This is a genomic window from Quatrionicoccus australiensis (assembly GCF_020510425.1).
In the GTDB taxonomy this organism is placed as follows: domain Bacteria; phylum Pseudomonadota; class Gammaproteobacteria; order Burkholderiales; family Rhodocyclaceae; genus Azonexus; species Azonexus australiensis_A.
In genome coordinates this window covers 122251-144462 of sequence record NZ_JAHBAH010000001.1, presented here as the reverse complement: position 1 = coordinate 144462, position 22212 = coordinate 122251, and the positions used below count along the sequence as shown (strand labels likewise).

Below are 22212 nucleotides of genomic sequence, written 5' to 3'. Positions count from 1 at the left end.
CCCGGCACACGGAGAACAAGATGAGTCGTGACGAACAATTTGAACAGGGTTTGCAGATGCGTCGCCAGGTAATGGGCGATGCCTTCGTCGACAAGGCCTTTGCCAATGTCGATGCCTTTACCGCGCCGCTGCAGGAATTCGTGACCCGCAACGCCTGGGGTACGACCTGGTGCCGCGACGGCCTGGATCTGAAAACACGCAGCCTGCTGACCCTTTCGATGCTGACTGCGCTCGGTCGGGCGACCGAAATCAAGGGGCATGTCCGCGGTGCGGTCAATAACGGCGCCACGCCGGCGGAAATTCAGGAAGTCTTGCTGCACGCTGCGATCTACTGCGGCATGCCGCTTGCCATCGACGCCTTCCGTTCGGCGCATGAAGTACTCAAGGAAATGGGCAAGATCGAAGCTTGAGGTGAGGGCCGTTTGCTTGCCGGTCAACGGATGCGGCCACGATAGCGGATGGCGTTTCAGGCGGCAGTGCAGGTCATGCCGCGAAGGGCCGGAAACGGCTTGTCTGTTTCCGGCTTGAGGCTTCAGCTGTTGCCGAATTTCTCGGCATGCAATTTCACCGCCTGTGCGCGCGCAATACGCAGGCGGAGCTTGACGGCGTCGGACAGTCCATCGTCTGCAGTCCCCGATGCCTTGCCGGCCTGACTCAGGTTGAATGCATCGACCGCCTTGGTCCGTGCCAGCAAAAGACGAAGCTTGATGTGACCGGGAAGGTCCAGGCCCGCGTCATCTTCGTCTTCATCGGCTTGATCAAATGACTTGGCAAGCTTGGGTTTGCTAAAGGAGCGGTGGAAGTCCAGGTCATCAAGAGAGCTGTCGTCGTCGTCATTATCCGACGCAATGAGTTCCGCCCGGTCATCATGTTTCGCGCTCGAGTTCGCCAATACGATTTGTTCGCGTGCGGCGCGCGACAGCATCGACTTTACCCTGGCAACCTTTACTGCCTTGGCTTTTTTGGCCTGGCGGATGCTCGTTGTATTCGGGGTGTAGTTGGCGAGTTCGACGACCATGGCCTGCATGGGAACCGGCGCGATGGTGACGACGGCTTCGCTGGCGGGTTGTTGTGCCGGCAGCTGTTCCTCCTGGAACTGCTGCATGTCACCACTCATCGGCTCCCAGGCGTGCACGCCCATTGCGGCCAATGACGTCAGAACAAGGATTAAAAATTTGCGCACTGCTGTACCTGCAATTCAACTCGTATCACTGGTTAACGCAGCAAAGCGGTTTCCGTTGTCACTGTTTTTAAATATTTTTTAGCCATCAGCGTTGCCCGCCGTATTCCGCGGCCAGATCGTCGTAATGCGCGTGCGCCTCGCTTTCCAGCAGTGCCGCCGCGTACCACTCGCGCATCGCCGGATGTGCCAGCATGGTCGCGCTGTAGGCTGCGGCGAGCGGCGGCAGGGCGACGTTGTAGATGTGCAGGCGCCAGACGATGGGGGCGAACATCGCGTCGGCGACCGTGAAATCGCCGAACAGGTAAGGGCCGTCGCCGGTTGCTAACTTGCTGCGCGCTTCTTCCCAGATTTCAACGATGCGGTCGATGTCGCGCTGGACTTCCGGCGTTGCCGGTTTGCCTTTCAGCTTGAGCTTGAGGTTCATCGGCATCGCCGTGCGCAGCTTGGCGAAGCCGGAATGCATTTCGGCGCATATGCTGCGGGCGCGGGCGCGCGCCAGGCGGTCGACCGGCCAGAAAGCCGGATTTTGCTCGGCGAGGTATTCACTGATCGCAAGGCTGTCCCATATCTGGAAGCCGTCATCGTGCAGGCAAGGCACGCGCGCATTGCCTGCCAGTGGCTTGAGCAGCGGGTTGTAGTCGCGCCCGGCGACCGACACCATGTGTTCCTTGAAGGGAATGGCGAAGTGCTTGAGCAGCAGCCAGGGGCGTAGCGACCACGAGGAGTAGTTCTTGTTGCCGATGTAGAGGTCGAGCATGGGCGTTTCCTGTTCGGGTTAGGATTTTTCCGGGATGGTCCGCATCACCGCCCGCCAGCCTTGTTCTGCCTGCGGGCCGGCGGCGGCGAAGACGGCGGCGAGATGTTTCATCTGTGTACCGGTCAACTGCGTTTCGAGCTGCTTTCCTTCCGCTGTCAGCGACAGTTGTTTGACGCGTCGGTCGTGTTCGGCCACGTCCACGGCAACAAGTTTCATCTCGATCAACTGGCGGAGCGGCGCGTTGAGCGCCTGCTTCGAAACGCCGAGGATGCCGAGCAGCGCATTGACCGCGATTTGCGGATTGCGCCCGACGAAATGCAGGATGCGGTGATGCACGCGCCCGAGGCCGCGTTGTTCCAGCATGCGATCCGGGCGCGAGGTGAAGGCGCGGTAGGCGAAAAAGAAGAGTTCGATTGACTCTTCAAGCTCATCCTGGTTTTTTTGGTCAATCATGTTGACATAATAGGGGTGGGTGCTTAGGCTGTCCATAGGTCAACTGCATTGACGTTAATCGATGAATACCCCCAGCCCAGCATTGCGTTTTTCCCGCCGCGTGGCGAATCTCGAAGCCTCGCCGATCCGCGAAATCCTTTCGGTGATTGATCGGCCGGGCATGATTTCCTTTGCCGGCGGCCTGCCGGCGGCGGAAACCTTTCCCACCATGAATCTTGCCGACGTGCCGGCCAAATGGTTGCAATACGGGCCGAGCGAGGGCGATCCGCAATTGCGCAAGCTGATTGCAGAGAACCTCTCGGCGCTTGGTCTTGAATGTTCGGCTTCGCAAGTCCTGATCCTCTCCGGTTCGCAGCAGGGCATTGATCTGGTCGGCAAGCTGTTCATCGATGCCGGCACGCCGGTCGCCGTCGAATCGCCGACTTATCTTGCTGCGTTGCAGGTCTTTCGCTATTTCGGCGCGAGTTTCACGCCGCTCGCGCCGCGCCTGCAGGATGCCGGTTTCGACGCGGCCCGGCTGCCGGCCTTCGCCTATGCCATCCCGACCTTCCAGAACCCGACCGGGCATTGCTACGACGCCGACGAGCGTGAGGCGCTGGCCCGGGCTTGCGACGATTTCGGCGTACCGCTGTTCGAGGATGATCCCTACCGCGATCTCGCTTACGACCCCTGCGAACGCACCCCGGTCTGCGCCCGCCTGCAGAAGGCGTCCTGGGTCTATCAGGGCTCCTTCTCGAAAAGCCTGGCACCCGGCCTGCGTCTGGGTTACCTGGTCGCTTCGCCCGACCTGATGACGCCGCTGGTGCGTTTGAAGCAGGCCGCTGACCTGCACAGCAACCGGATCAGCCAGTGGTACGTGCTCGGCCAGTTGCGGGATGCCGGGCGGGAGGAGCGCCTGACGCGTATCGTCGATATCTACCGGCAAAAGCGCGACCTGTTCGCGCGCGAGCTGGAACGCAATTTCAAGGGCCTGGCCACCTGGCAGGTGCCGGCCGGCGGCCTGTTTTTCTGGCTCGAACTGCAGCAGAGGATAGATACGCGGACGTTGCTGGCGCGCGCCATCGAGCGCAACGTCGCCTTCATGCCGGGCGAGCCTTTCTGTCCGGATGCACCCAATGCCTGCGGTGCCTTGCGTCTCAATTTCAGCCATGCCGACGAAGCGCAGATCATCGAGGGGCTGGCAACCCTTGCCGAGTTGGTCCGCGAAGCGCTGGTCCGGGCGCCGAGTGGCCTGCGCCGCGCCTGTGCCTGAGTCGGCAAGCGACGCGGCTTGACCGGGTTTTACATTTGCCGGGACGGGTTTCTGTCAGCTCGGTAGCTTAAAATGCCGCCGATGCTTCTTCAGGACTTTTCTTTCCATCGGCGCGCACCGCTGTGGGCAATCGCCGTTTCGGTATTGATCCACGCCCTGGTGCTGCTCGTTCCGCACAGCGACCCGTCCGGCGAAAAAAGCCTGCCGCGGCTTGAGGCCAGTCTTGCGCCGCGCCAGCCGGTTCGACCGAGTGAGGTTCCGGAAATACCGTTGCAGGCGAGAAAAACGGAGCGCAAGCCGACCGGTCAACGTCTGTTGACGACGCAAAAGCCGGGCGGTCGCGCGGTAGCACCCAGCCCGAAATGGTCGGCGGCCGAGAAAGCCGACATGAACAACTTCCTTGAGGGGCTGGCCAGCGAGGCCAAGGCCGCTCCCCGGCCGACACTGGCGCAGCGCTCGCTCGCCATGGCGCGCGACGAAGCGCGGCAACTGGCGCGTCAGGATGAGGCCGGCACGGCAACTCTGGAATTGCGTCCGAACGCGGCACAGCCCGATCCGTTCAGCCTGGAAATGTACGTAGATGGCCTGATCCGCCGTCTCAACCGCAGTTCGGCCTTCGTCAAGAACGATCCGCGCAGCAAGGGCGTCCGGCCGGCCGCGGTGCAGTTTCGCCTGAACCCGGACGGCACGCTGAAATCCTTCACGGTGCTCAATGCCGGCGACCAGGCGGCGGAAATCGCCTTCATTCGGTCGGTGGTCGAGCGCTCGATCCCGTTTGCGCCTTTCCCGGCCGATATCGACAAGTCGGCGCGTTCGCTGGCGATGACCATTTGCATCCTGCCTACGTCGTCCGGCGACGGCTTCGGTTTCTCCCGGATGAGCGGCGGGCGCGCTTGCTGACACAAGGTCGCAAAAACTTCACTTTTTGTGGTGCGATTGGACTTTGGTCCATGGGAAGCCGGTTTTCCTGAAGGTAGGATACCGCCCTTGTTTTAAAGGGATGCCGAAGGCAGACGATGGATAAGGATCAGGAAATCCTGGCAATCAGCCGGCTGGTTTTCGAATTGACCAAGCTGGGCGGAGCCGATGTCGATCTCGACCACATGCTGGCAAAGCTTTTCGATCTGTTGATCAGCTTGCCGGGAATCCGGGTCGAGGCACGCAGTGCCATCCTGCTCAACAACTCCCGCGGCGGACTGACCCAGGTCGCCCAGTTCGGTTTGCCTCCGGTCTGGGAGAACTCGGCGCTCTCGCGTGCCGACCCTTACGCCGGCCAGGGCGATGTCGGCCAGGCCTTCGTCACGGCGGCAAGCCGCTTCCATCCTTATCAGTCCGTGGCTGCGCCCGACGCTGCGGCTTGTTTTGTCCTGCCCCTGCGCAACCAGGGCAAGCCCTTGGGCCGCGTCCTGCTCTTCATCGATCCCGAGTGGCAGGCCGATGCCGTTGAAAGCGAGTTCATGACCGATCTGGCCGGTGCGCTTTCCGTCTTGGTCTCGCGCTGCATCATCAACGAGACGCTGCGCGTACGCGAGGTTGAACTGGAAGAGGCGCGTACCGATGCCATCCGGCGCCTGGGGGCGGCTTCGGAATATCGCGACAACGAAACCGGCATGCACATCATGCGGATGACGCATTTTTCGACCAGCATCGCCAAGGCCATGGGGCTGCCACAGGAAATGCGCGATCTGCTGGCGGTCTGCGCGCCGATGCACGATGTCGGCAAGATCGGCATTCCCGACGCCATCCTGCTCAAACCCGGCCGCCTGAGTACGGACGAGTTCACCATCATGAAGACGCATACCGAGATCGGTTCGCGTCTGCTGACCGGAACCGATACCCTGATCCAGACGGCCAAGGAAATTGCTGCCAGTCACCATGAACACTGGGATGGCAACGGCTATCCGGAAGGGCTGAAGGGTGAGGAAATCCCCCTGCTGGCGCGGATCTGTGCCGTCGCCGACGTGTTCGACGCACTGACATCGGCGCGGCCCTACAAGAATCCGTGGCCGGTCGAGGAGGCTGCCGCCTGGGTGCGCCAGCAGGCCGGATCGCATTTCGATCCGCAGGTGGTGGTTGCCTTTGACGTGGCAATGCCGGAAATCCTGCGTATTCGCCAACTGTACCGCGATGAAATCATCGACCCTAACCAGGTTCTCGATCTGCCAGTGGTGCCGTCCACGCAGTCAGACTGGGTGCGCTGGGAGGGCAGCCTGAGCGTCGGTATCGATGTCATCGACGAGCATCATCGCTATCTGTTCGATCTGACCAATGACCTCTTTGAAATCGTTTCGCAGAAGCGGGGGGCAAGTGAGGTGGCCCGCGTCCTGAAAGCGTTGAGTCAGTATGCCCAGGTGCATTTCCGGGCCGAGGAGCGGATGATGGCGCACTATGGCTACGCTGCCATTGCTGTCCAGCAGCACCAGCATCATGCATTTGAAGACCGCTTGCAGGGCTTCTATGAAGAGTTGCACAACAACCCGCTGACTGCGCAGTTCGAGGTCCTGATCTATCTGCGTAATTGGCTGGTCAGGCATATCGTGCAGGAAGATGCCGGGCTGTACGAACTGGTCAAGGTTTGAACGCTGTTTCCCGGTAGTGCTTGCCAGGAATGGGGGAGCTAAATGACGATACGCAACATTCTCCGCATGGGCGATCCGCGTCTGCTGCAGGTCGCGCAACCGGTCCGCGACTTTGCGACGCCGGCCTTGCAGGCCTTGATTGAGGATATGTTCGACACCATGCGCGCCGCCGGCGGAGTCGGGTTGGCGGCGCCGCAGATTGGCGTCGGCCTGCAACTGGTGATCTTCGGTTTCGACGCCAGCGAGCGTTATCCGGATGCCGGTGCCGTGCCGCAAACCATCCTGATCAATCCGCTGATCACTCCACTGGGAGACAGCGAGGAGTCGGCCTGGGAAGGCTGTTTGTCGGTGCCCGGCCTGCGCGGCGAAGTGCCGCGTCATGCACGCATCCGTTATCAAGGCTTTGATGCCGACGGGATCGCCATCGATCGCACGGTTGATGGTTTTCATGCCCGCGTCGTGCAGCATGAATGCGATCATCTGATCGGCCGTCTGTATCCGACCCGGATGCGCGACCTGACGCGCTTTGGCTACACCGAGGTGCTGTTTCCCGAACTGCCCTAGAGCCCGAGATGGCCCTGGGTACTGAACAGTCGCTCAATAACATCGAGGCCGAGCGCCTCGATCTGGTCCACCGCACCGTCTGAAAATCCCTGTGGCCGTTGGCCGGTAATCTCTTCCCAGAAGTGCGCGGCTTGTTCCGGTGAGGCCGGCTGCAGTGTGCCGTTCGCGTTTTCGATATGGGCGGCAAAGCCGTGCTGCCAGTGATTGCCGGGCGCAAAGCGGTAACCGAGATGGCCGATTTCATGCCGGGCGGCGCTCGCATCCAGGGCCGACCAGCGGCCGCTCGCATCGCAGGCGAAGGCGCTGCCGTCGGGAAGCGGGATCAGCGTTGCCCTGCGTTCGCCATCGCCATGACAGCACGAGGAAAAAACCAGCCGACCCGGCTGCTTTTCGCGCAGCACGGGCAGGATGCGGTTTTCGATCAGCCAGGAATCGACATGCGAGGTGCCGGCCATGATCAGGCGGGCCAGGTCACTGCGCCGCTCGGCGTGTGCAACGAGTGCTGCGGCGCTTTGCGGCCAGTCGAAGGACAACGTATCCAAGGTGATTTTCCGGTCGGTGATGAAGGCGACATTCTAAAACGGATGTCGCCTTCATCGCGTCAGGGTCGGAAAAACTCCTCGAGTTGGCTGAATACCGCATGCTCGGCATGGTGGCGGCGCACGGCGATCACATCCTCGAGTTTTTCCGCCTGCTTGATGACCTGTGCCAGGCGCTGGTCTTCGTTGAGCAGCAGCCAGATGCGGCTGCGCGTGCCATCCTCCACCGGCAGGCAGAGAATGCCTTCGACGTTGTAGGTGCGCCGGGAAAACAGGCCGACGACGTGCGACATCACGCCGGGATGGTTATTGACGTCGATTTCGAGCACGGCGCGGGCGAGGGCGGTTTGTTCGTTGCGGTTGCTGGCGTTCATTTCAGGCTCCGATCATTTCACGGTTGGCGGCGCCCGGCGGCACCATGGGATAGACCTTCTGCTCGACATCGATGCTGGCGTGGATCAGGCAGGGGCCGGGGCGGGCGATGGCTTCCTGCAGCGCAGCCACAGGATCGGTTGCCAGATCGAGGTCGACCGCTGCGATGCCGAGGCCCTGGGCGACCTTGATGAAGTCGGGCGTCACCTTGAATTGCGAGGCGAACAGGCGCTCGCCGTAGAACAGCGTCTGCTGCTGGTGCACCAGGCCGAGCGAGGCGTTGTCCATGAGCACGATTTTCAGGTTCACGTTTTCCTCGGCGGCGGTCACCAGTTCCTGGATGTTCATCATGATCGAGCCGTCGCCGGTGAAGCAGACCACGGTGCGCTGCGGTTCGGCGAGCGCGGCGCCGATCGCCGCCGGCACGCCGAAACCCATCGTCCCGAGGCCGCCCGAGGTCAGCCACTGGCGCGGCCGGCGCAGCGGATAGGCCTGCGCCACCCACATCTGGTGCTGGCCGACGTCGGTGGCGATGATCGCGTCGTTGTCGAGGCTGGCAGCGACGGCGCGGATCAGACCGAAATGCGTGCGCGGGTTGGCGGCCTCCGGCATGTGCAGGGGAAATTCGCTGCGCAGGGCGTCTACCCGGTCGACCCAGTTTTTTCGGGTGTTTTCGGCCACCGCCGGCAGCAACTGCGTTAATGCTTCGCCGACATCGGCACCGATGGCGAGGTGCGCCGTCTTGATCTTGTCGAGTTCGGCCGGGTCGATGTCGATGTGGATGATCTTCGCCTGGCTGCAGAAGGCCGCCACCTTGCCCGTCGCGCGGTCGTCGAAGCGGGCGCCGACGGCGATCAGCAGGTCGCATTCGTCGAGCGCCAGATTGGTGTAGCGGGCCGCGTGCATGCCGAGCATGCCGAGCGACAGCGGATGATCGACCGGCATCGTGCCGAGTGCCATCAGGGTCATCACGGTCGGCAAATTGGCCTTTTCAGCGAGGTCGACCGCCCGGCGCGATGCACCGGAATGCACGACGCCGCCGCCGAGATAGAGGATCGGGCGCTGCGCTGCGTTGATCATCGCGGCAGCTGCGGCGATCTGCTCCGCCGCTGCCGGCACAGCGGGCAGGGCGGTGCTCGGTGCCGGCCAGTCGCTGACTTCGATGGCCTGCGTCTGCACATCCTTGGGAATATCGATCAGCACCGGGCCGGGGCGGCCCGAGGCGGCGATCTCGAAGGCGCGTGGAATGACGTCGAGCAGTTCTGCGGCTGAAGTCACCAGGAAGTTGTGCTTGGTGATCGGGATCGACAGGCCGTAGGTGTCGACTTCCTGAAAGGCATCGGTGCCGATCATGGCACGCGGCACCTGGCCGGTGATCGCGACGAGCGGGATCGAGTCGAGCTTGGCGTCGGCGATTGCGGTCAGCAGGTTGGTCGCGCCCGGGCCGGAAGAGGCGAGGCAGACGGCGGGCAGGCTGCTGACCCGCGCCATGCCCTGGGCCATGAAACCGGCGCCCTGTTCGTGGCGGGCGAGCACGTGGTGGATGACGGTCGACTGCCCGAGGGCGTCGTAAATGGGCAGGATGGCGCCGCCGGGAATGCCGGCGACCGTGCGGATGCCTTGGCGTTCGAGCAGGCGGATGGTGATCTGGGCACCGGTCAGGGTTTCTGTCATGGAGTACTCCTTGCTGGTTGGTGGCACAACCGGCGGGCTCCAAAAACAAAACCCCGCCGGTTTGCGCCGGCGGGGTTTGGGGAAGTCTGTGCTGTTTCTGCTACCCGATCCGCGACGGCGTGTCTGTAACGACGCCTACGATGACGACTACGCGGACGACAACAGCCGGCACTGCACGGGCAGGGCTGGGGCGGAAGTGGCGGGCGTTGGTCATGGCAGATTCGGGTTGGGGCTGAAAATCGAAGGCGCACTATGGCTGAGTTTTTCCTTGCTGGCAAGTGCTTTGGGAGCGAGTCACGGCAAGCCTTGTTGATGTTGTGTAAAGAAAGGTAAATGCATTCTGGATTTACCTTTCTTCGCAAAATTGGACTAAACTGCCGTATTCCTTTAGTCATATACTGGAGGGTGCCAGTCAGGCATTCTCTGCTACGAAAGCACCATGACAAAGTTGCAGAAGGTTCTGATCGTCGATGCGTCACGGGTCACCCGGGCGTCGCTGGCCAGATATCTGAAGGGACATTTCAAGGTTTGCGAGGATGCCGATGGCGAGTCGGCCTGGCAGACGCTTGTCCTCGACAGTTCCATCGTCGCCGTTATTTCGGGTGGGCATCTGGCCAAGCTGGATGCGCTGGAACTGGTCGAGCAGATCCGTGAAAACAAGCTGTGTCGCCTCAATCGCATGCCGTTTTTCATGGTCGTTTCCGAGTCTTGCTCCGCCCAGGAAAAACTCGCTGCCAGCCAGCGCGGGGTGACCGATTTCATCCCCAAGCACTTGCCGCCAGCCGAGATGGCTGCATTGCTCAACCATCTGCTCGGTCAGGCGTACCTTGCCGAAGATCGGCGCCAATCTCCGCTCGGGTTTGACTCCCTCGCACCGGGGCAAGCTGCCGCTGTCGCGTCGGCAGATGAATCGGCCCGTCCTTACACCGGTGAGCGCAGCATCACCGGGGCAACCGACATCATGGGGCAGGTTGGGCTCCTCGCCGGATTGCATGATGTCGCCCACGAGGGGGGGGGCCGTAGCGGCCGCAGTACCGATTTGCTGAGCCCGGACAGGTTCGCCGAGTGTTTGCGGCAACTGCCGGTGACCAGTGCTGCCGGGGTGCTGGTCTTTGGCCTGGATGGCTACGACAGGCTGCTCGCAAGCTACGGAGTGGAACTTGCCGAACGGGTGGTGCGCAAGGTTTCAGCCATGCTGGCCAACAAGATTCGCGGCGAGGACAGTATCGCCCGACTGGCGCCGGGGCAGATCGCCATCCTTGCGACGCAGACCAATCGGACGCTATGCACGAGTTTTTCCAGTCGTGTTTGCAAGGCCCTGGCGGCGGCCCAGATTTCGGTACGCGGGCAGCGCGTTGACCTGACCGTCAGCGTCGGTGTTGCGGCCTTGCCGGAGGAGGGGGCTGCGGCAAGCGAAACGGATCTGCTGCAGCTGGCGCGCGAACGGCTGGCTGCGGCAATGGCAGCCGGCGGCAATCGCGTCATCTCCGGTGATCCCGCTCCCGACCAGTTGTTCGGCGCTCAGGACGTTTTTCTCGGGCGCCTGCAGAGCGTACTGGCTGAAGCGTCACCCGAGCTCATGGCTTCCTGTCTTGGGCAGGCTGGTCTGCAGTTGATGCCTCTGCTCGGTCAACTCGAAAAAATGTTCGATTTTGCTCTGCCGCTCGATGAGATGCAGCGCCGGCTGAGTGAGCGAGCGCAGGCCGAGCGGACTGGCGGCTAACAGAGCCCTGACGTAAAAAAGCCGGCGCTAGGCCGGCTTTTTGTTTGTGCAGGCGCCATTACGTCGCTGGCACACAATATATTCATAACCGTGAAATTGCGTTTATTTATGGCAACGGTGACGCTGCACAATTGGATCAAGAAACAGGAAATCGTCAGTGGCATGCCTATTGCATTATGACAGCCGGGCGTGGGCGCATTAAGGCTCTGGAGTGAGAGAGCAAGGAACTGTGTCAGGCGAACGAAATGTCATACCGCAATAACCAGGAGGAAGTCATGGACATGATTAGCTATAACAGTGGCAAAGCAATGCTCACTGGTTTGGTCAGAGAGTTACACGGCCCCAAACTTGTTCCAAAAGATGCATGGACAGTCGATCGATACAAGCAGATTAGCGAAACCCCGGCAGAGCGTGCTGCATTTCGGAAAAAAATAGATGAGATTGACAAAAATCTTGCCAAACTCAGGGAACAAAGCATACAAGAAACTGGAATCGATCCTTGGGTGGCGCCAAGTAATTTCACCATCGACAGAACACCGTGGACCGAGGGACAAATGGCGGCTTATGTTCAGAATGAAATGGACAAGTTCGTAGAAAATGATGCAAAAACCCAGCGAAGTCGTGCCTGGTTTGCGCTGCACGAAGCCGGTAATCTCGCCATGCCAGAAAATCCAGTCATCGACACCACCGCCTGATCCGGTTTTCCCATATGCATCTCAATGCCTTGCCACCCCGGCAAGGCATTTTTATTTCTGCGGCAATATTTGCCGGTCATATTTTCTCGTCTTGCCGGATTATTCCTCGATGCCTGTTTTTTGCGGGAATGAACATCAATCGCCGGGATCACCATTCAAAAGACCCTGAAGTCCGGCGCCGGACTCTAGTCGCATTAACGTTGGCGGAGAAATGCCGACCAATCCCCGCGGATATCTCCTTTGCCCGCAACACGACTGCGACGATCAATTGACCACTTTAAGGAAGATGGAAGTCTGGATATGCTCAAGTTTGAACATGCCCAGACCCCTTGCGTTAGTACGACAACGAGATAATGGCGTGTGCAGGAAAGATCAGCCCTTGAGCGGGATCTTGCCGATCTTGACCTGCCATTCTTTCGGGCCGGTTTCGTGCACGCTGACGCCGGACGAGTCGACCGCCACCGTTACCGGCATGTTCTCGACATCGAATTCGTAGATGGCTTCCATGCCCAGATCGGCAAAGCCGACCACCTTGGCCGACTTGATCGCCTTGGCGACCAGGTAGGCGGCGCCGCCGACCGCCATCAGGTAGGCCGACTTGTTGTCCTTGATCGCCTCGATGGCGACCGGGCCGCGTTCGGACTTGCCGATCATCGAGATCAGGCCGGTCTGTTCGAGCATCATGCGGGTGAACTTGTCCATGCGGGTGCCGGTGGTCGGGCCGGCCGGTCCGACGACTTCGTCACGCACCGGATCGACCGGGCCGACGTAGTAAATGACCCGGTTGGTGAAGTCGACCGGCAGCTTTTCGCCCTTGGCCAGCATGTCGGCAATGCGCTTGTGCGCGGCATCGCGGCCGGTCAGCATCTTGCCGTTGAGGAGCAGTTTCTGCCCCGGCTTCCAGGCAGCGACTTCTTCCTTGGTCAGGGTGTTCAGATTGACCTGCGTCGCGGCCTTGAGGTCCGGCGTCCAGGTGACGGCCGGCCAGTCTTCCAGCTTCGGCGGTTCGAGCTTGGCGGGGCCGGAGCCATCGAGATGGAAATGGCAGTGGCGGGTCGCGGCACAGTTCGGCACCAGTGCAACCGGCAGGTTGGCGGCGTGGCAGGGGTAATCCAGCACCTTGACGTCGAGCACGGTGGTCAGCCCACCGAGGCCCTGCGCGCCAACGCCCAGTGCATTGATCTTTTCCATCAGTTCGAGGCGCAGTTCTTCCGGACGGGTCAGCTTGGCGCCGGTGGCAGCTTTTGCCTTCAGTTCGTGAATATCGACCGGCGCCATGATCGATTCCTTGGCCAGCAGCATGGCCTTTTCCGGCGTGCCACCGATACCGATGCCGATGATGCCGGGCGGGCACCAGCCGGCGCCCATTTCCGGGATCTTCTTCAAAACCCAGTCGACCAGGTCGTCGGACGGGTTGAGCATGGCGAACTTGGACTTGGCTTCCGAGCCGCCGCCCTTGGCGGCACAGATCACTTCGACGTGATGGCCGGGAACGATTTCAAAATGCACCACGGCCGGGGTGTTGTCCTTGGTGTTCTTGCGGGCACCAGCCGGATCGGCGAGCACCGAGGCGCGCAGCGGATTGTCCGGGTTGCCGTAGGCGCGACGCACGCCTTCGTTGATCATTTCCTGGATGCTCATCGTGGCATCCGGCCAGGTGACCTGCATGCCGACCTTGATGAAGACCATGCCGATGCCGGTGTCCTGGCAGATCGGGCGGTGGCCTTCGGCCGACATGCGCGAGTTGGTCAGGATCTGGGCAATGGCGTCCTTGGCAGCGGGGGATTCCTCGCGCTCGTAGGCTTCACCCAGCGCCTTGATGTAATCGAGCGGGTGGTAGTAGCTGATGTACTGGAAAGCATCGGCAACGGACTGGATCAGGTCTTCCTGTTTGATGGCGGTCATGCAAGAACTCCGTTTTTAGTGGTGTTTTTGGTTTTGAAGAGCGAGGGTCTGGGTCATGGTCTTGTCGACAAGCGCCATGGCCAGGGCGGAGAAAAGGAATACGACATGAATGATCACCTGCCACATCAGCGTTTGCTCGGACAGGTTGGCGGCATTGATGAAGCTTTTCAGCAGGTGAATCGATGAAATGCCGATGATCGCCGTCGACAGCTTGATCTTGAGGACGCCGGCATTGACGTGCGACAGCCATTCCGGCTGGTCCGGATGGTCGTCGAGATCGAGGCGGGAAACGAAGGTTTCGTAACCGCCGACGATGACCATGACGAGCAGGTTGGCGATCATCACCACGTCGATCAGGCCAAGCACGGCCAGCATGATTTCGGCTTCGCTGATGTGGGCTGCATCGATCGCGTTGTGAACCAGGTGGCTCAGCTCAACCATGAACAGCCAGCAATAAACGATCTGGGCAACGATCAGGCCAAGGTAGAGCGGTGCCTGGATCCAGCGGCTGGCGAAAATGAAGGATTCGAGATGCTTGATCGGAGAGTTCATCGGGGCTTTGCTTTGAGTCGGGGAGGCGAAGTTTATCACGCTGCCGCGGCGCCTCCGGTATATGCCGAATTGCTGCGGCGCAGCGTGATTTCGTAAGGCCTTTGTAAGATTATCAACGTCTAATGCCGCCTCAACGCTGGCGAGGGGAGTGAGCAGTTCTCCAGCTTGGGCGGCTTTAAATAGTCCCGGGGCAAACCCGAGATCCGATCGGTTGTTTCAACAAAAGCGCGAAGTACCGCAGAGGAGAAAAATATGTCGAATGAGTCCGTGCAGCTAATTTATCCGTCCGAAGAAATGGTCAAGAATGCGGCGGTTTCCGGGATGGATGCCTACCGTGCCCTGTGCGCGGAAGCGGAAGCTGACTATCCGGAGTTCTGGGCCAAGCGTGCCCGTGAAATGATCACCTGGAAGCAGCCGTTTACCCAGTCACTGGACGAATCGAACGCTCCCTTCTTCAAGTGGTTTGCCGACGGCAAGCTCAATGTTTCCTACAACTGTCTCGACCGCAATGTCGAAGCCGGTCTCGGCGAAAAAGTCGCCCTGATCTTCGAAGCCGACAACGGCGAAGTCACCAAGGTCACCTACAAGGAACTGCTCTCCAAGGTTGCCAAGTTTGCCAATGCCCTGCGCGGCATGGGTGTCAAGAAGGGCGATCGCGTCGTCATCTACATGCCGATGACCGTTGAAGGCATCTGCGCGATGCAGGCCTGTGCCCGTATCGGCGCCATCCACTCCATCGTTTTCGGCGGCTTCTCCGCCCAGTCCCTGCGCGATCGCATCCATGATGCCGGCGCAGTTGCCCTGATCACTTCCGACGGCCAGTTCCGCGGCGGCAAGGCCATCCCGCTCAAGCCGATCGCTGACGAAGCCTTCGCCATGGGTGGTTGCGAGTCGGTCAAGAACGTCATCGTCTTCAAACGCACCGGCGCCGAAGTCAATATGGTTGCTGGCCGTGACACCTGGTTGCACGACGCTGTCGCCAACCAGTCCGACGTCTGCGAACCGGAATGGGTCGAAGCCGAACACCCGCTGTTCCTGCTCTACACGTCCGGCTCCACCGGCAAGCCGAAGGGTGTTCAGCACTCTACCGGCGGCTACCTGCTGCACGCCATCATGACCATGAAGTGGACCTTCGACATCAAGCCGTCGGACGTCTTCTGGTGTACGGCCGACATCGGCTGGGTCACCGGTCACACCTACATTACCTACGGCCCGCTTGCCTGTGGCGCCACCGAAATTGTTTTCGAAGGCGTGCCGACCTTCCCGGATGCCGGTCGTTTCTGGAAGATGATCCAGGATCACAAGGCCACCATCTTCTACACCGCCCCGACCGCGATCCGTTCGCTGATCAAGGCTGCCGACAACAATGCCGCAGTCCATCCGAAGAGCTACGACCTGTCGTCGCTGCGTATCCTCGGTTCGGTTGGCGAGCCGATCAACCCGGCTGCCTGGACGTGGTACTACGAAAATGTCGGCGGCGGCCGTTGCCCGATCGTCGATACCTTCTGGCAAACCGAAACCGGTGGTCACATGATCACCCCGCTGCCGGGCGCAACCCCGCTGGTGCCGGGTTCCTGCACCCTGCCGTTCCCGGGTATCCAGTTCGCCGTGGTCGATGAGACCGGTGCCGATCTGCCGTGGGGTCAGGGCGGTATTCTGGTCTGCAAGAAGCCGTGGCCGTCGATGATCCGCACGATCTGGAACGACGACGAGCGCTACGTCAAGTCCTACTACCCGGCTGACTTCCAGGGCAAGTACTACTTGGCTGGCGACGGCGCGATCCGCGACAAGGACACCGGTTATTTCACCATCACCGGTCGTATCGACGACGTGCTCAACGTTTCCGGTCACCGCATGGGCACGATGGAAATCGAGTCCGCGCTGGTTGCCAATCCGCTGGTTGCCGAGGCTGCCGTGGTTGGCCGTCCGGACGACCTTACGGGTGAAGCCATTGTTGCCTTCGTCGTGCTCAAGGGCCAGCGCCCGACCGGTGACGACGCCAAGCGCATCATCAAGGAGCTGTCCGACTGGGTTGGCAAGGAAATCGGTCCGATCGCCAAGCCGAAGGACATCCGTTTCGGTGACAACCTGCCGAAGACCCGTTCGGGCAAGATCATGCGTCGTCTGCTGCGTGGTCTGGCCAAGGGCGAGGAACTGACGCAAGACACCTCGACGCTCGAGAATCCGGCCATCCTGGAACAACTCAAGGGTTAATCACCTTTTCGTTCCCGGTTGAGCCCAAGAGGCGGCGAGCTTGCCACGCCGCCTCTACAGACTAAAAGGCAAGGAGGAGACAATGGCCACCCAAAAGGAGGCCTCCCGTGTGGTCGCATCAGACTGCATGCCAACAACGGCTGGCACGCTTTGCGTGTCAGCCGTTTTCTATTTTTGGAGGGTGCGATGAAGCGCGCGAGTCTGTCGCGGCAGCGCCTGGCGGCGCTTGGGCTGCTCGGCATCCCCCTGTTGACCTATCCGCTGCTCGGTTTGCCGGAAGGTAACTGGTTGGGTCTGCCGGCCGGCTATGTTTACCTGTTTGCCGTGTGGGGCGGGCTGATCGCCTTGGCGGCCGGGGTCGCCGAGCGAAAGGGGAAGTAGGTGCTGCTTTCCGGCTGGTTCATCTCCCTGATTGCCGCGGCCTATCTCGCCGTGCTCTTTGCCGTTGCCCGTCATGGCGAGGCGCGGGCCGATGCCGGGCGCTCGATCATTTCGGCCAATGTCTACGCGCTGTCGCTGGCGGTCTACTGCACGTCATGGACCTTTTTCGGCAGCGTCGGGCGGGCGACTTCGGGCGGCCTGTCCTTTCTCACCATCTATCTCGGTCCGACCCTGATGCTGCTGTTTACCGGCGTTATCCTGAAAATGATCCGGATCAGCAAGGCGCAGCGCATCACCTCGATCGCCGACTTCATCGCGGCGCGCTACGGCAAGAGCCAGCTGCTGGCCGGTCTGGTGACCGTGATCGCGGTGATTGGCGTCGTGCCTTACATCGCCCTGCAACTGAAAGCGGTCGCCGCCAGTGTCGATGTGCTGTTCGCCGGCGACCGGCACCGCCTGCTGCCCTGGTGGCTTGATTCGACGCTGCTGGTCGCCGCGGTGCTCGCCTTGTTCACGATCTGGTTCGGGACGCGCCATCTCGATGCCACCGAGCGCCACGAAGGCATGGTTGCGGCGGTCGCCTTCGAGTCGGTGGTCAAGCTGTTTGCCTTCCTGGCGGTCGGCCTGTTCGTGACCTACGGCATGTTCGACGGTTTTTCCGATCTCTTCGCGCGCGCCGCCGCATCGCCCGAACTGGCGCGCCTGCTGCAACCGGATTCGGCACGCGCCGGCACGTGGACCGCGTTGATCCTGCTCTCCGGACTGGCCATCATCTTTTTGCCGCGCCAGTTCCAGATCATCGTCGTCGAAAATGTCGATGAGGCGCACCTCAAGCGTGCCGTCTGGCTGTTCCCGCTCTACCTCTTGCTGATCAATATTTTCGTGCTGCCGGTCGCGCTCGGCGGTTTGCTGCATTTCTCCGGTCAGGCCGTCAATCCCGATACCTTCGTGCTGACCCTGCCGCTCGCCCACGGCGCCGAGGCGCTGGCCTTGCTTGTCTTCATCGGCGGCCTGTCGGCGGCGACCGGCATGGTCATCGTTGAAACCATCGCCTTGTCGACGATGGTCTGCAACGATCTGGCGATGCCCTTGCTGCTACGGTCGACCTGGCTGCAGGGCGAAAAAGGGCGCGACCTGTCGGGCTTGCTGTTGTTGATCCGGCGCATTGCGATCGGCCTGATCCTGCTCCTTGGCTATGTCTATTTTCGCGCTGCCGGCGAAGCCTATGCGCTGGTCGGCATCGGCCTGATTTCCTTTGCTGCGGTCGCCCAGTTCGCGCCGGCCATGTTCGGCGGCATGTACTGGAAGCAGGGTACCCGGGCCGGCGCGGCGGCCGGCCTGCTCGGCGGTTTCGCGGTCTGGCTCTATACCTTGCTGCTGCCATCCTTTGCGCGTTCGGGCTGGATCGATGACGGCTTTGTTGTCCATGGCCTGTTTGGTCTGGCCGGGCTCAAGGCGCAGGCGTTGTTCGGTCTGAGCGGCTTCGACGAAATCTCGCACAGCCTGCTGTGGAGCCTGTTTGCCAATATCGGCCTGTATGTTCTGGTGTCGCTCAACTCGCGGCCGGATGCCACCGAAGCCGGGCAGGCCGAACGTTTTGTCGATGTCTTCCGCTACGCGGGCGGTGCGACCGATGCCCGTTTGTGGCGTGGCAATGCTTCGCAGCCGCAGCTGGTTGCCTTGCTCGAACGCTTTCTTGGCCCGGCCCGGGCTCGTCAGCAACTGGCGGCGCATGCCGCGACGCGCGGTCAGGCCGACTGGCGGGAGTTGCCGGCTGATGCGGGCTTCGTTCAATTTGCCGAGGGCGAACTGGCGGCGGCGATCGGTTCGGCCAGTGCGCGTGTCATGGTCGCCTCGGTGGCGCAGGAAGAAGATCTCGGGCTCGACGAAGTGCTCGGCATTCTCGACGAGGCGACGCAGGTGCGCGCCTACAGCCACCAGCTGGAAAACAAGCAGCGCGAACTGGAAGTGGCGACCAGCGAGTTGCGCGCCGCAAATGAGCGTTTGCGCGAGGTCGACCGCATGAAGGACGATTTCATCGCGACCGTGACGCACGAATTGCGCACGCCGCTGACCTCGATCCGCGCCTTTTCCGAAATGCTGCACGACGATCCGCGCCTCGAACTCGCCGAGCGGACGCGCTTTCTCGGCATCATCGTCGGCGAGACCGAGCGCCTGACCCGGCTGATCAACCAGATTCTCGATCTTGCCAAGCTCGAATCCGGGCATGCCGAATGGACCAGCGCGGCGGTCGACATCGGCGCCGTGGTGCGCGAGGCGATGGCTTCACTGGAACAGTTGTTCCGCGACAAAGAGGTCGCCCTGAGCGGCGAGATTCCGGAAAACGGGCCGCAAGTGCAGGTCGACCGCGACCGCCTGACCCAGGTCGTCATCAACCTGTTGTCGAACGCCGTCAAGTTCGTGCCGGGTGGTGTTGGCCTGGTTCGGGTGCGGGTGTTTTCGCTCGCCGACAGTGTGCGCGTCGAGGTGGCCGACAACGGACCGGGGCTGAGTGCCGACGAATGCCGGCTGGTTTTCGAGAAGTTCCGCCAGGGCGGCAACACATTGACCGACAAGCCGCAGGGCACGGGCCTCGGACTGCCGATCAGCCGGCAGATTGTGGAATATTTTGGTGGTAATCTCTGGGTTGAAAGTCAGCCCGGAGCAGGCGCAACTTTCATTTTCACGGTGCCCTTGCCGGCACCTGAGGCATAACAAGGGAGACAAACTCATGGCCAAAAAAATATTGATCGTCGATGACGAACCCAACATCGTCATTTCGCTCGAATTCCTGATGAAAAAGGAAGGTTTCGAGGTTGCCGTCGCCGTCGATGGCGACGAAGCGCTGGCCAAGGTCGCCAGCTTCAATCCGGATCTCGTTTTGCTCGACGTCATGATGCCGAAGAAGTCCGGCTATGAAGTCTGCGAGGCCTTGCGCGCCGATCCGGCGCGGGCCGGGCTGCTGATCGTCATGCTGACCGCCAAGGGGCGCGATACCGAGGTCGCCAAAGGACTGGCGATCGGCGCCGATGCCTATGTGACCAAGCCGTTCTCGACCAAGGACCTGGTGGTCCGGGTCAAGGGCATGCTCGGCGTCGCCTGATCTTGCGCGGCCGGGTACGGAAAATCAGCTTTCCGTACCGGTCGACCGTCCAGAATGCACAAAAATGCCGGGGCGCCGGCAACAAAAATCAGGAAGTGTGTCATGAAGGCCAAACATCGTTTTATCTTTGCCGTCGTCGTGCTCGGTCTGTTGATGACCGGGCCGTTTGTCGTTACCTCCCTGCTGGTCTGGCTGGACATGAAGGAAGCCGAGCGCAACATGCTGACCGAGCTGCTCGTCTCGCGCCTGCCGGTCGGCACGATGATGACGCTGTTCGGCTTTGCGATCGGTGTCATGGTGCTGCACAAGCTGTTCAAGCAATACGTCGAAGGCCTGTTGCGCATGTCGGAAACCCTGCGCCTGATGCTGCGCGCCAATCGCGATTTCCGGGTCGAGCTTGATGGTCCGCCGGAAGTGCAGCAACTGGCCCAGGCCGCCAATGAACTGGCGCAGCAACGCGATGAGCTGATGGACGATGTCGATGCGCAGATTGCGCGCGCCAAGGCCTCGGTCGAAGAAGAGAAGAATCGTCTGGCGGCGCTGATGTCGGAACTGTCGCAGGCGGTGGTCGTGTGCAATCTCGATGGTCGCATCCTGCTTTACAACAACCGCGCCCGCCTGCAGTTCAAGGCGCTGGCGCTGGGGCCGACCTCGGCTGCGGGCGGGGCACTGATCGGTCTGGGCCGTTCGATCTTCTCGATTCTCGAAAAGAACCAGGTCGAGCACGCCGGCGATGTCATTCGTCTGCGTCTGGCGGCCGGCAAGACGCCGCACGCCAGTTTTACGACCACGACGCGCGGCGGCCAGCTGTTGCGCATCCAGATGGTGCCGGTCATGCCGGGTGCCGGTGAAGCCGCCGGCGCGGCAATGTCGGGCTATGTGCTGACCATAGACAACATCACGCGCAGCATCGAGGAAGAAGAAAAACGCGACCAGGCGCTGCATGCGCTGAGTCAGGGCAGTCGCTCGGCGATTGCCAATATCCGCGCCGCGGTCGCCAACCTGCTCGATTACCCGGACATGGAGCCGGAGCAGCGCGGCCGCTTCCTGCACGTCATCGACGACGAGGTCGCCAAGCGCAGCCAGTCGATCGACCAGACGATGAGCCAGTTCTCCGACTCGCTGAAGACGCGCTGGCCGCTCGAAGACATTCTTGGTGTCGATGTCATCTCCGCCGCCCGCCGGCGCATTGAAGAGCGTCTAAAGCTGCCGATCAAGTGCGAGGAAGTCGACGAAAGCCTGTGGCTCAAGGCGGACAGTTTTTCGCTGGTTTTCGCACTGGTCTTCCTGGCCGGCCGCCTGCAGGATCACTACGAGCCGCGCGAGCTGCGCTTCCGTCTGAGCAGCGAGGGCCGGCTCGCCTATCTCGACCTGATCTGGGCCGGGCCGGCGATGTCTTCCGAGACCTTCTACACCTGGGAAATGGAAAGCATGCAGGTTGGCGGCGACACCTCGCCGCTCACGCTGCGCGATGTGATCGACCGGCATGGCGGCGAAATCTGGTATCAGCGCGAGAAGGCGGCGCATCGCGCCTATTTCCGCTTCGTGCTGCCGGTCGCGACGCCCGATGCCGAGGTGATGATCGAGGAGCGCCAGGTTACCGGCCGGCCCGAGTATTACGATTTCGACCTGTTCAAGTTCGACGACCGCTCGATCGATCTCGACCGCAAACTTTCCGACCTGACCTGTACCGTGTTCGATACCGAGACGACCGGGCTGGAGCCGTCGAACGGCGACGAGATCATCCAGATCGGCGCGGCGCGCATCGTCAACAACCGCCTGCTGCGCCAGGAGGTCTTCGACCAGATCATCGATCCGGAATGCCCGCTCAAGCCCGAGTCGATTCCCATCCACGGCATCACCGAGGACATGGTGCGCGGCAAGCCGAACATTGACGCCGTGCTGCCGGCCTTCCACCAGTTCTGCGAAGACACGGTGCTGATCGCCCATAACGCGGCTTTCGACATGCGCTTCCTGCAGCTCAAGGAAGAGCGCACCGGCATCCGATTCACGCAGCCGGTGCTCGATACGCTGCTGCTCTCGGCTGTCGTGCATCCGAACCAGGAGTCGCACAAGCTGGATGTGATCCTCGAGCGTCTGGGCATTCAGATCGATACCCGGCACAACGCGCTGGAAGATTCGCTGGCGACCGGCGAGGTCTTTCTCAAGCTGGTGCCCTTGCTCGCCGACATGGGCATCGTGACGGTACGCCAGGCGCTGGAAGCTTCGGAAAAAACCTATTACGCCCGGATCAAGTACTGATGAA

At 61.3% G+C, this 22212-nt stretch carries 21 protein-coding genes; 13 read left to right on the top strand and 8 right to left on the bottom strand.

From position 1 onward, the window contains the following. The first annotated feature begins 20 nt into the window (after positions 1–20). The gene (gene pcaC / locus KIG99_RS00770) at positions 21–410 is read left to right on the top strand and encodes a 4-carboxymuconolactone decarboxylase (protein ID WP_226458319.1); all 390 of its coding nucleotides are present in this window, start codon (positions 21–23) and stop codon (positions 408–410) included. A gap of 122 nt (positions 411–532) precedes the next feature. On the opposite strand, the gene KIG99_RS00765 is transcribed toward pcaC, so the two are convergent. The 3 genes from KIG99_RS00765 to KIG99_RS00755 form a co-directional block, all read right to left on the bottom strand. After that, positions 533–1105: a hypothetical protein gene (locus KIG99_RS00765; RefSeq protein WP_226458318.1), complete on the bottom strand. Its 573-nt coding sequence runs from the start codon at positions 1103–1105 to the stop codon at positions 533–535. A gap of 163 nt (positions 1106–1268) precedes the next feature. After that, complete coding sequence (locus tag KIG99_RS00760) at positions 1269–1940, bottom strand: glutathione S-transferase family protein (protein WP_226458317.1); 672 nt, start codon at positions 1938–1940, stop codon at positions 1269–1271. 18 nt (positions 1941–1958) lie between these two features. Then, entirely contained in the window at positions 1959–2393 is a 435-nt protein-coding gene (locus KIG99_RS00755; RefSeq protein ID WP_226458316.1) for a MarR family winged helix-turn-helix transcriptional regulator, read from the bottom strand. A gap of 61 nt (positions 2394–2454) precedes the next feature. On the opposite strand from KIG99_RS00755, the gene KIG99_RS00750 reads away from it, so the two are divergent. The 4 genes from KIG99_RS00750 to def all read left to right on the top strand — a co-directional run bounded on the left by KIG99_RS00750 (position 2455) and on the right by def (position 6788). Next, positions 2455–3645, top strand: coding sequence for an aminotransferase-like domain-containing protein (locus tag KIG99_RS00750; protein WP_226458315.1), 1191 nt, complete (start codon positions 2455–2457; stop codon positions 3643–3645). 72 nt (positions 3646–3717) lie between these two features. Continuing rightward, a complete protein-coding gene (locus tag KIG99_RS00745) occupies positions 3718–4545 on the top strand; it encodes a hypothetical protein (RefSeq protein ID WP_226458314.1) in 828 nt (275 codons plus the stop codon). A gap of 116 nt (positions 4546–4661) precedes the next feature. Continuing rightward, complete coding sequence (locus tag KIG99_RS00740) at positions 4662–6224, top strand: bacteriohemerythrin (RefSeq protein ID WP_226458313.1); 1563 nt, start codon at positions 4662–4664, stop codon at positions 6222–6224. Between the two features lie 42 nt (positions 6225–6266). Further along, positions 6267–6788: a peptide deformylase gene (gene def, locus KIG99_RS00735; protein WP_226458312.1), complete on the top strand. Its 522-nt coding sequence runs from the start codon at positions 6267–6269 to the stop codon at positions 6786–6788. On the opposite strand, the gene KIG99_RS00730 is transcribed toward def, so the two are convergent. The 3 genes from KIG99_RS00730 to ilvB are packed head-to-tail and all read right to left on the bottom strand — an operon-like array spanning position 6785 to position 9373. Next, positions 6785–7330 carry a hypothetical protein gene (locus KIG99_RS00730; RefSeq protein WP_226458311.1) on the bottom strand — a complete coding sequence of 182 codons (546 nt, stop codon included), beginning with the start codon at positions 7328–7330 and terminating at the stop codon, positions 6785–6787. The genes def and KIG99_RS00730 overlap by 4 nt on opposite strands. 59 nt (positions 7331–7389) lie before the next feature. Beyond that, on the bottom strand, positions 7390–7701 hold the full coding sequence (ilvN, locus tag KIG99_RS00725; RefSeq protein ID WP_226458310.1) for an acetolactate synthase small subunit: 312 nt from the start codon (positions 7699–7701) through the stop codon (positions 7390–7392). Between the two features lies 1 nt (position 7702). Then, the gene (gene ilvB / locus KIG99_RS00720; protein ID WP_226458309.1) at positions 7703–9373 is read right to left on the bottom strand and encodes an acetolactate synthase large subunit; all 1671 of its coding nucleotides are present in this window, start codon (positions 9371–9373) and stop codon (positions 7703–7705) included. A gap of 439 nt (positions 9374–9812) precedes the next feature. Here ilvB and KIG99_RS00715 point away from each other — a divergent pair, with 439 nt between their 5' ends. The 3 genes from KIG99_RS00715 (at position 9813) to KIG99_RS00705 (ending at position 12063) form a co-directional block, all read left to right on the top strand. Further along, the gene (locus KIG99_RS00715) at positions 9813–11096 is read left to right on the top strand and encodes a GGDEF domain-containing response regulator (RefSeq protein WP_226458308.1); all 1284 of its coding nucleotides are present in this window, start codon (positions 9813–9815) and stop codon (positions 11094–11096) included. A 275-nt stretch (positions 11097–11371) separates the two neighbouring features. Beyond that, positions 11372–11791 carry a DUF3352 domain-containing protein gene (locus KIG99_RS00710; RefSeq protein WP_226458307.1) on the top strand — a complete coding sequence of 140 codons (420 nt, stop codon included), beginning with the start codon at positions 11372–11374 and terminating at the stop codon, positions 11789–11791. A gap of 14 nt (positions 11792–11805) precedes the next feature. Then, a complete protein-coding gene (locus KIG99_RS00705; protein WP_226458306.1) occupies positions 11806–12063 on the top strand; it encodes a hypothetical protein in 258 nt (85 codons plus the stop codon). Positions 12064–12163: 100 nt separating this feature from the next. Here the strand turns inward: KIG99_RS00705 and KIG99_RS00700 are convergent, their stop codons facing one another. After that, complete coding sequence (locus tag KIG99_RS00700) at positions 12164–13696, bottom strand: fumarate hydratase (RefSeq protein ID WP_226458305.1); 1533 nt, start codon at positions 13694–13696, stop codon at positions 12164–12166. Between the two features lie 15 nt (positions 13697–13711). Next, complete coding sequence (locus KIG99_RS00695) at positions 13712–14248, bottom strand: TIGR00645 family protein (protein WP_226458304.1); 537 nt, start codon at positions 14246–14248, stop codon at positions 13712–13714. Positions 14249–14500: 252 nt separating this feature from the next. Here KIG99_RS00695 and acs point away from each other — a divergent pair, with 252 nt between their 5' ends. The 5 genes from acs to KIG99_RS00670 all read left to right on the top strand — a co-directional run bounded on the left by acs (position 14501) and on the right by KIG99_RS00670 (position 22208). Next, complete coding sequence (gene acs / locus KIG99_RS00690; protein ID WP_226458303.1) at positions 14501–16462, top strand: acetate--CoA ligase; 1962 nt, start codon at positions 14501–14503, stop codon at positions 16460–16462. A 186-nt stretch (positions 16463–16648) separates the two neighbouring features. Next, positions 16649–16843 (top strand): hypothetical protein, encoded by a 195-nt coding sequence (locus tag KIG99_RS00685; protein ID WP_226458302.1) that lies wholly within the window; start codon positions 16649–16651, stop codon positions 16841–16843. A 3-nt stretch (positions 16844–16846) separates the two neighbouring features. Continuing rightward, complete coding sequence (locus KIG99_RS00680) at positions 16847–19558, top strand: sensor histidine kinase (RefSeq protein WP_226461772.1); 2712 nt, start codon at positions 16847–16849, stop codon at positions 19556–19558. A 16-nt stretch (positions 19559–19574) separates the two neighbouring features. Then, on the top strand, positions 19575–19946 hold the full coding sequence (locus KIG99_RS00675) for a response regulator transcription factor (protein WP_226440148.1): 372 nt from the start codon (positions 19575–19577) through the stop codon (positions 19944–19946). Between the two features lie 102 nt (positions 19947–20048). Further along, positions 20049–22208 carry a 3'-5' exonuclease gene (locus tag KIG99_RS00670; RefSeq protein ID WP_226458301.1) on the top strand — a complete coding sequence of 720 codons (2160 nt, stop codon included), beginning with the start codon at positions 20049–20051 and terminating at the stop codon, positions 22206–22208. Positions 22209–22212: the final 4 nt, after the last annotated feature.

Bases quoted from the DNA above. Each gene is read 5' to 3' on its own strand.
- KIG99_RS00670 (WP_226458301.1), top strand. From the start codon at position 20,049: ATGAAGGCCAAACATCGTTTTATCTTTGCCGTCGTCGTGCTCGGTCTG.
- KIG99_RS00705 (WP_226458306.1), top strand. From the start codon at position 11,806: ATGCATCTCAATGCCTTGCCACCCCGGCAAGGCATTTTTATTTCTGCG.
- KIG99_RS00695 (WP_226458304.1), bottom strand. From the start codon at position 14,248: ATGAACTCTCCGATCAAGCATCTCGAATCCTTCATTTTCGCCAGCCGC.
- def (WP_226458312.1), top strand. From the start codon at position 6,267: ATGACGATACGCAACATTCTCCGCATGGGCGATCCGCGTCTGCTGCAG.
- ilvB (WP_226458309.1), bottom strand. From the start codon at position 9,373: ATGACAGAAACCCTGACCGGTGCCCAGATCACCATCCGCCTGCTCGAA.
- KIG99_RS00740 (WP_226458313.1), top strand. From the start codon at position 4,662: ATGGATAAGGATCAGGAAATCCTGGCAATCAGCCGGCTGGTTTTCGAA.
- KIG99_RS00745 (WP_226458314.1), top strand. From the start codon at position 3,718: ATGCCGCCGATGCTTCTTCAGGACTTTTCTTTCCATCGGCGCGCACCG.
- KIG99_RS00685 (WP_226458302.1), top strand. From the start codon at position 16,649: ATGAAGCGCGCGAGTCTGTCGCGGCAGCGCCTGGCGGCGCTTGGGCTG.
- KIG99_RS00675 (WP_226440148.1), top strand. From the start codon at position 19,575: ATGGCCAAAAAAATATTGATCGTCGATGACGAACCCAACATCGTCATT.
- pcaC (WP_226458319.1), top strand. From the start codon at position 21: ATGAGTCGTGACGAACAATTTGAACAGGGTTTGCAGATGCGTCGCCAG.
- KIG99_RS00710 (WP_226458307.1), top strand. From the start codon at position 11,372: ATGGACATGATTAGCTATAACAGTGGCAAAGCAATGCTCACTGGTTTG.
- ilvN (WP_226458310.1), bottom strand. From the start codon at position 7,701: ATGAACGCCAGCAACCGCAACGAACAAACCGCCCTCGCCCGCGCCGTG.
- KIG99_RS00760 (WP_226458317.1), bottom strand. From the start codon at position 1,940: ATGCTCGACCTCTACATCGGCAACAAGAACTACTCCTCGTGGTCGCTA.
- acs (WP_226458303.1), top strand. From the start codon at position 14,501: ATGTCGAATGAGTCCGTGCAGCTAATTTATCCGTCCGAAGAAATGGTC.
- KIG99_RS00755 (WP_226458316.1), bottom strand. From the start codon at position 2,393: ATGATTGACCAAAAAAACCAGGATGAGCTTGAAGAGTCAATCGAACTC.
- KIG99_RS00750 (WP_226458315.1), top strand. From the start codon at position 2,455: ATGAATACCCCCAGCCCAGCATTGCGTTTTTCCCGCCGCGTGGCGAAT.
- KIG99_RS00765 (WP_226458318.1), bottom strand. From the start codon at position 1,105: ATGCAGCAGTTCCAGGAGGAACAGCTGCCGGCACAACAACCCGCCAGC.
- KIG99_RS00715 (WP_226458308.1), top strand. From the start codon at position 9,813: ATGACAAAGTTGCAGAAGGTTCTGATCGTCGATGCGTCACGGGTCACC.
- KIG99_RS00700 (WP_226458305.1), bottom strand. From the start codon at position 13,696: ATGACCGCCATCAAACAGGAAGACCTGATCCAGTCCGTTGCCGATGCT.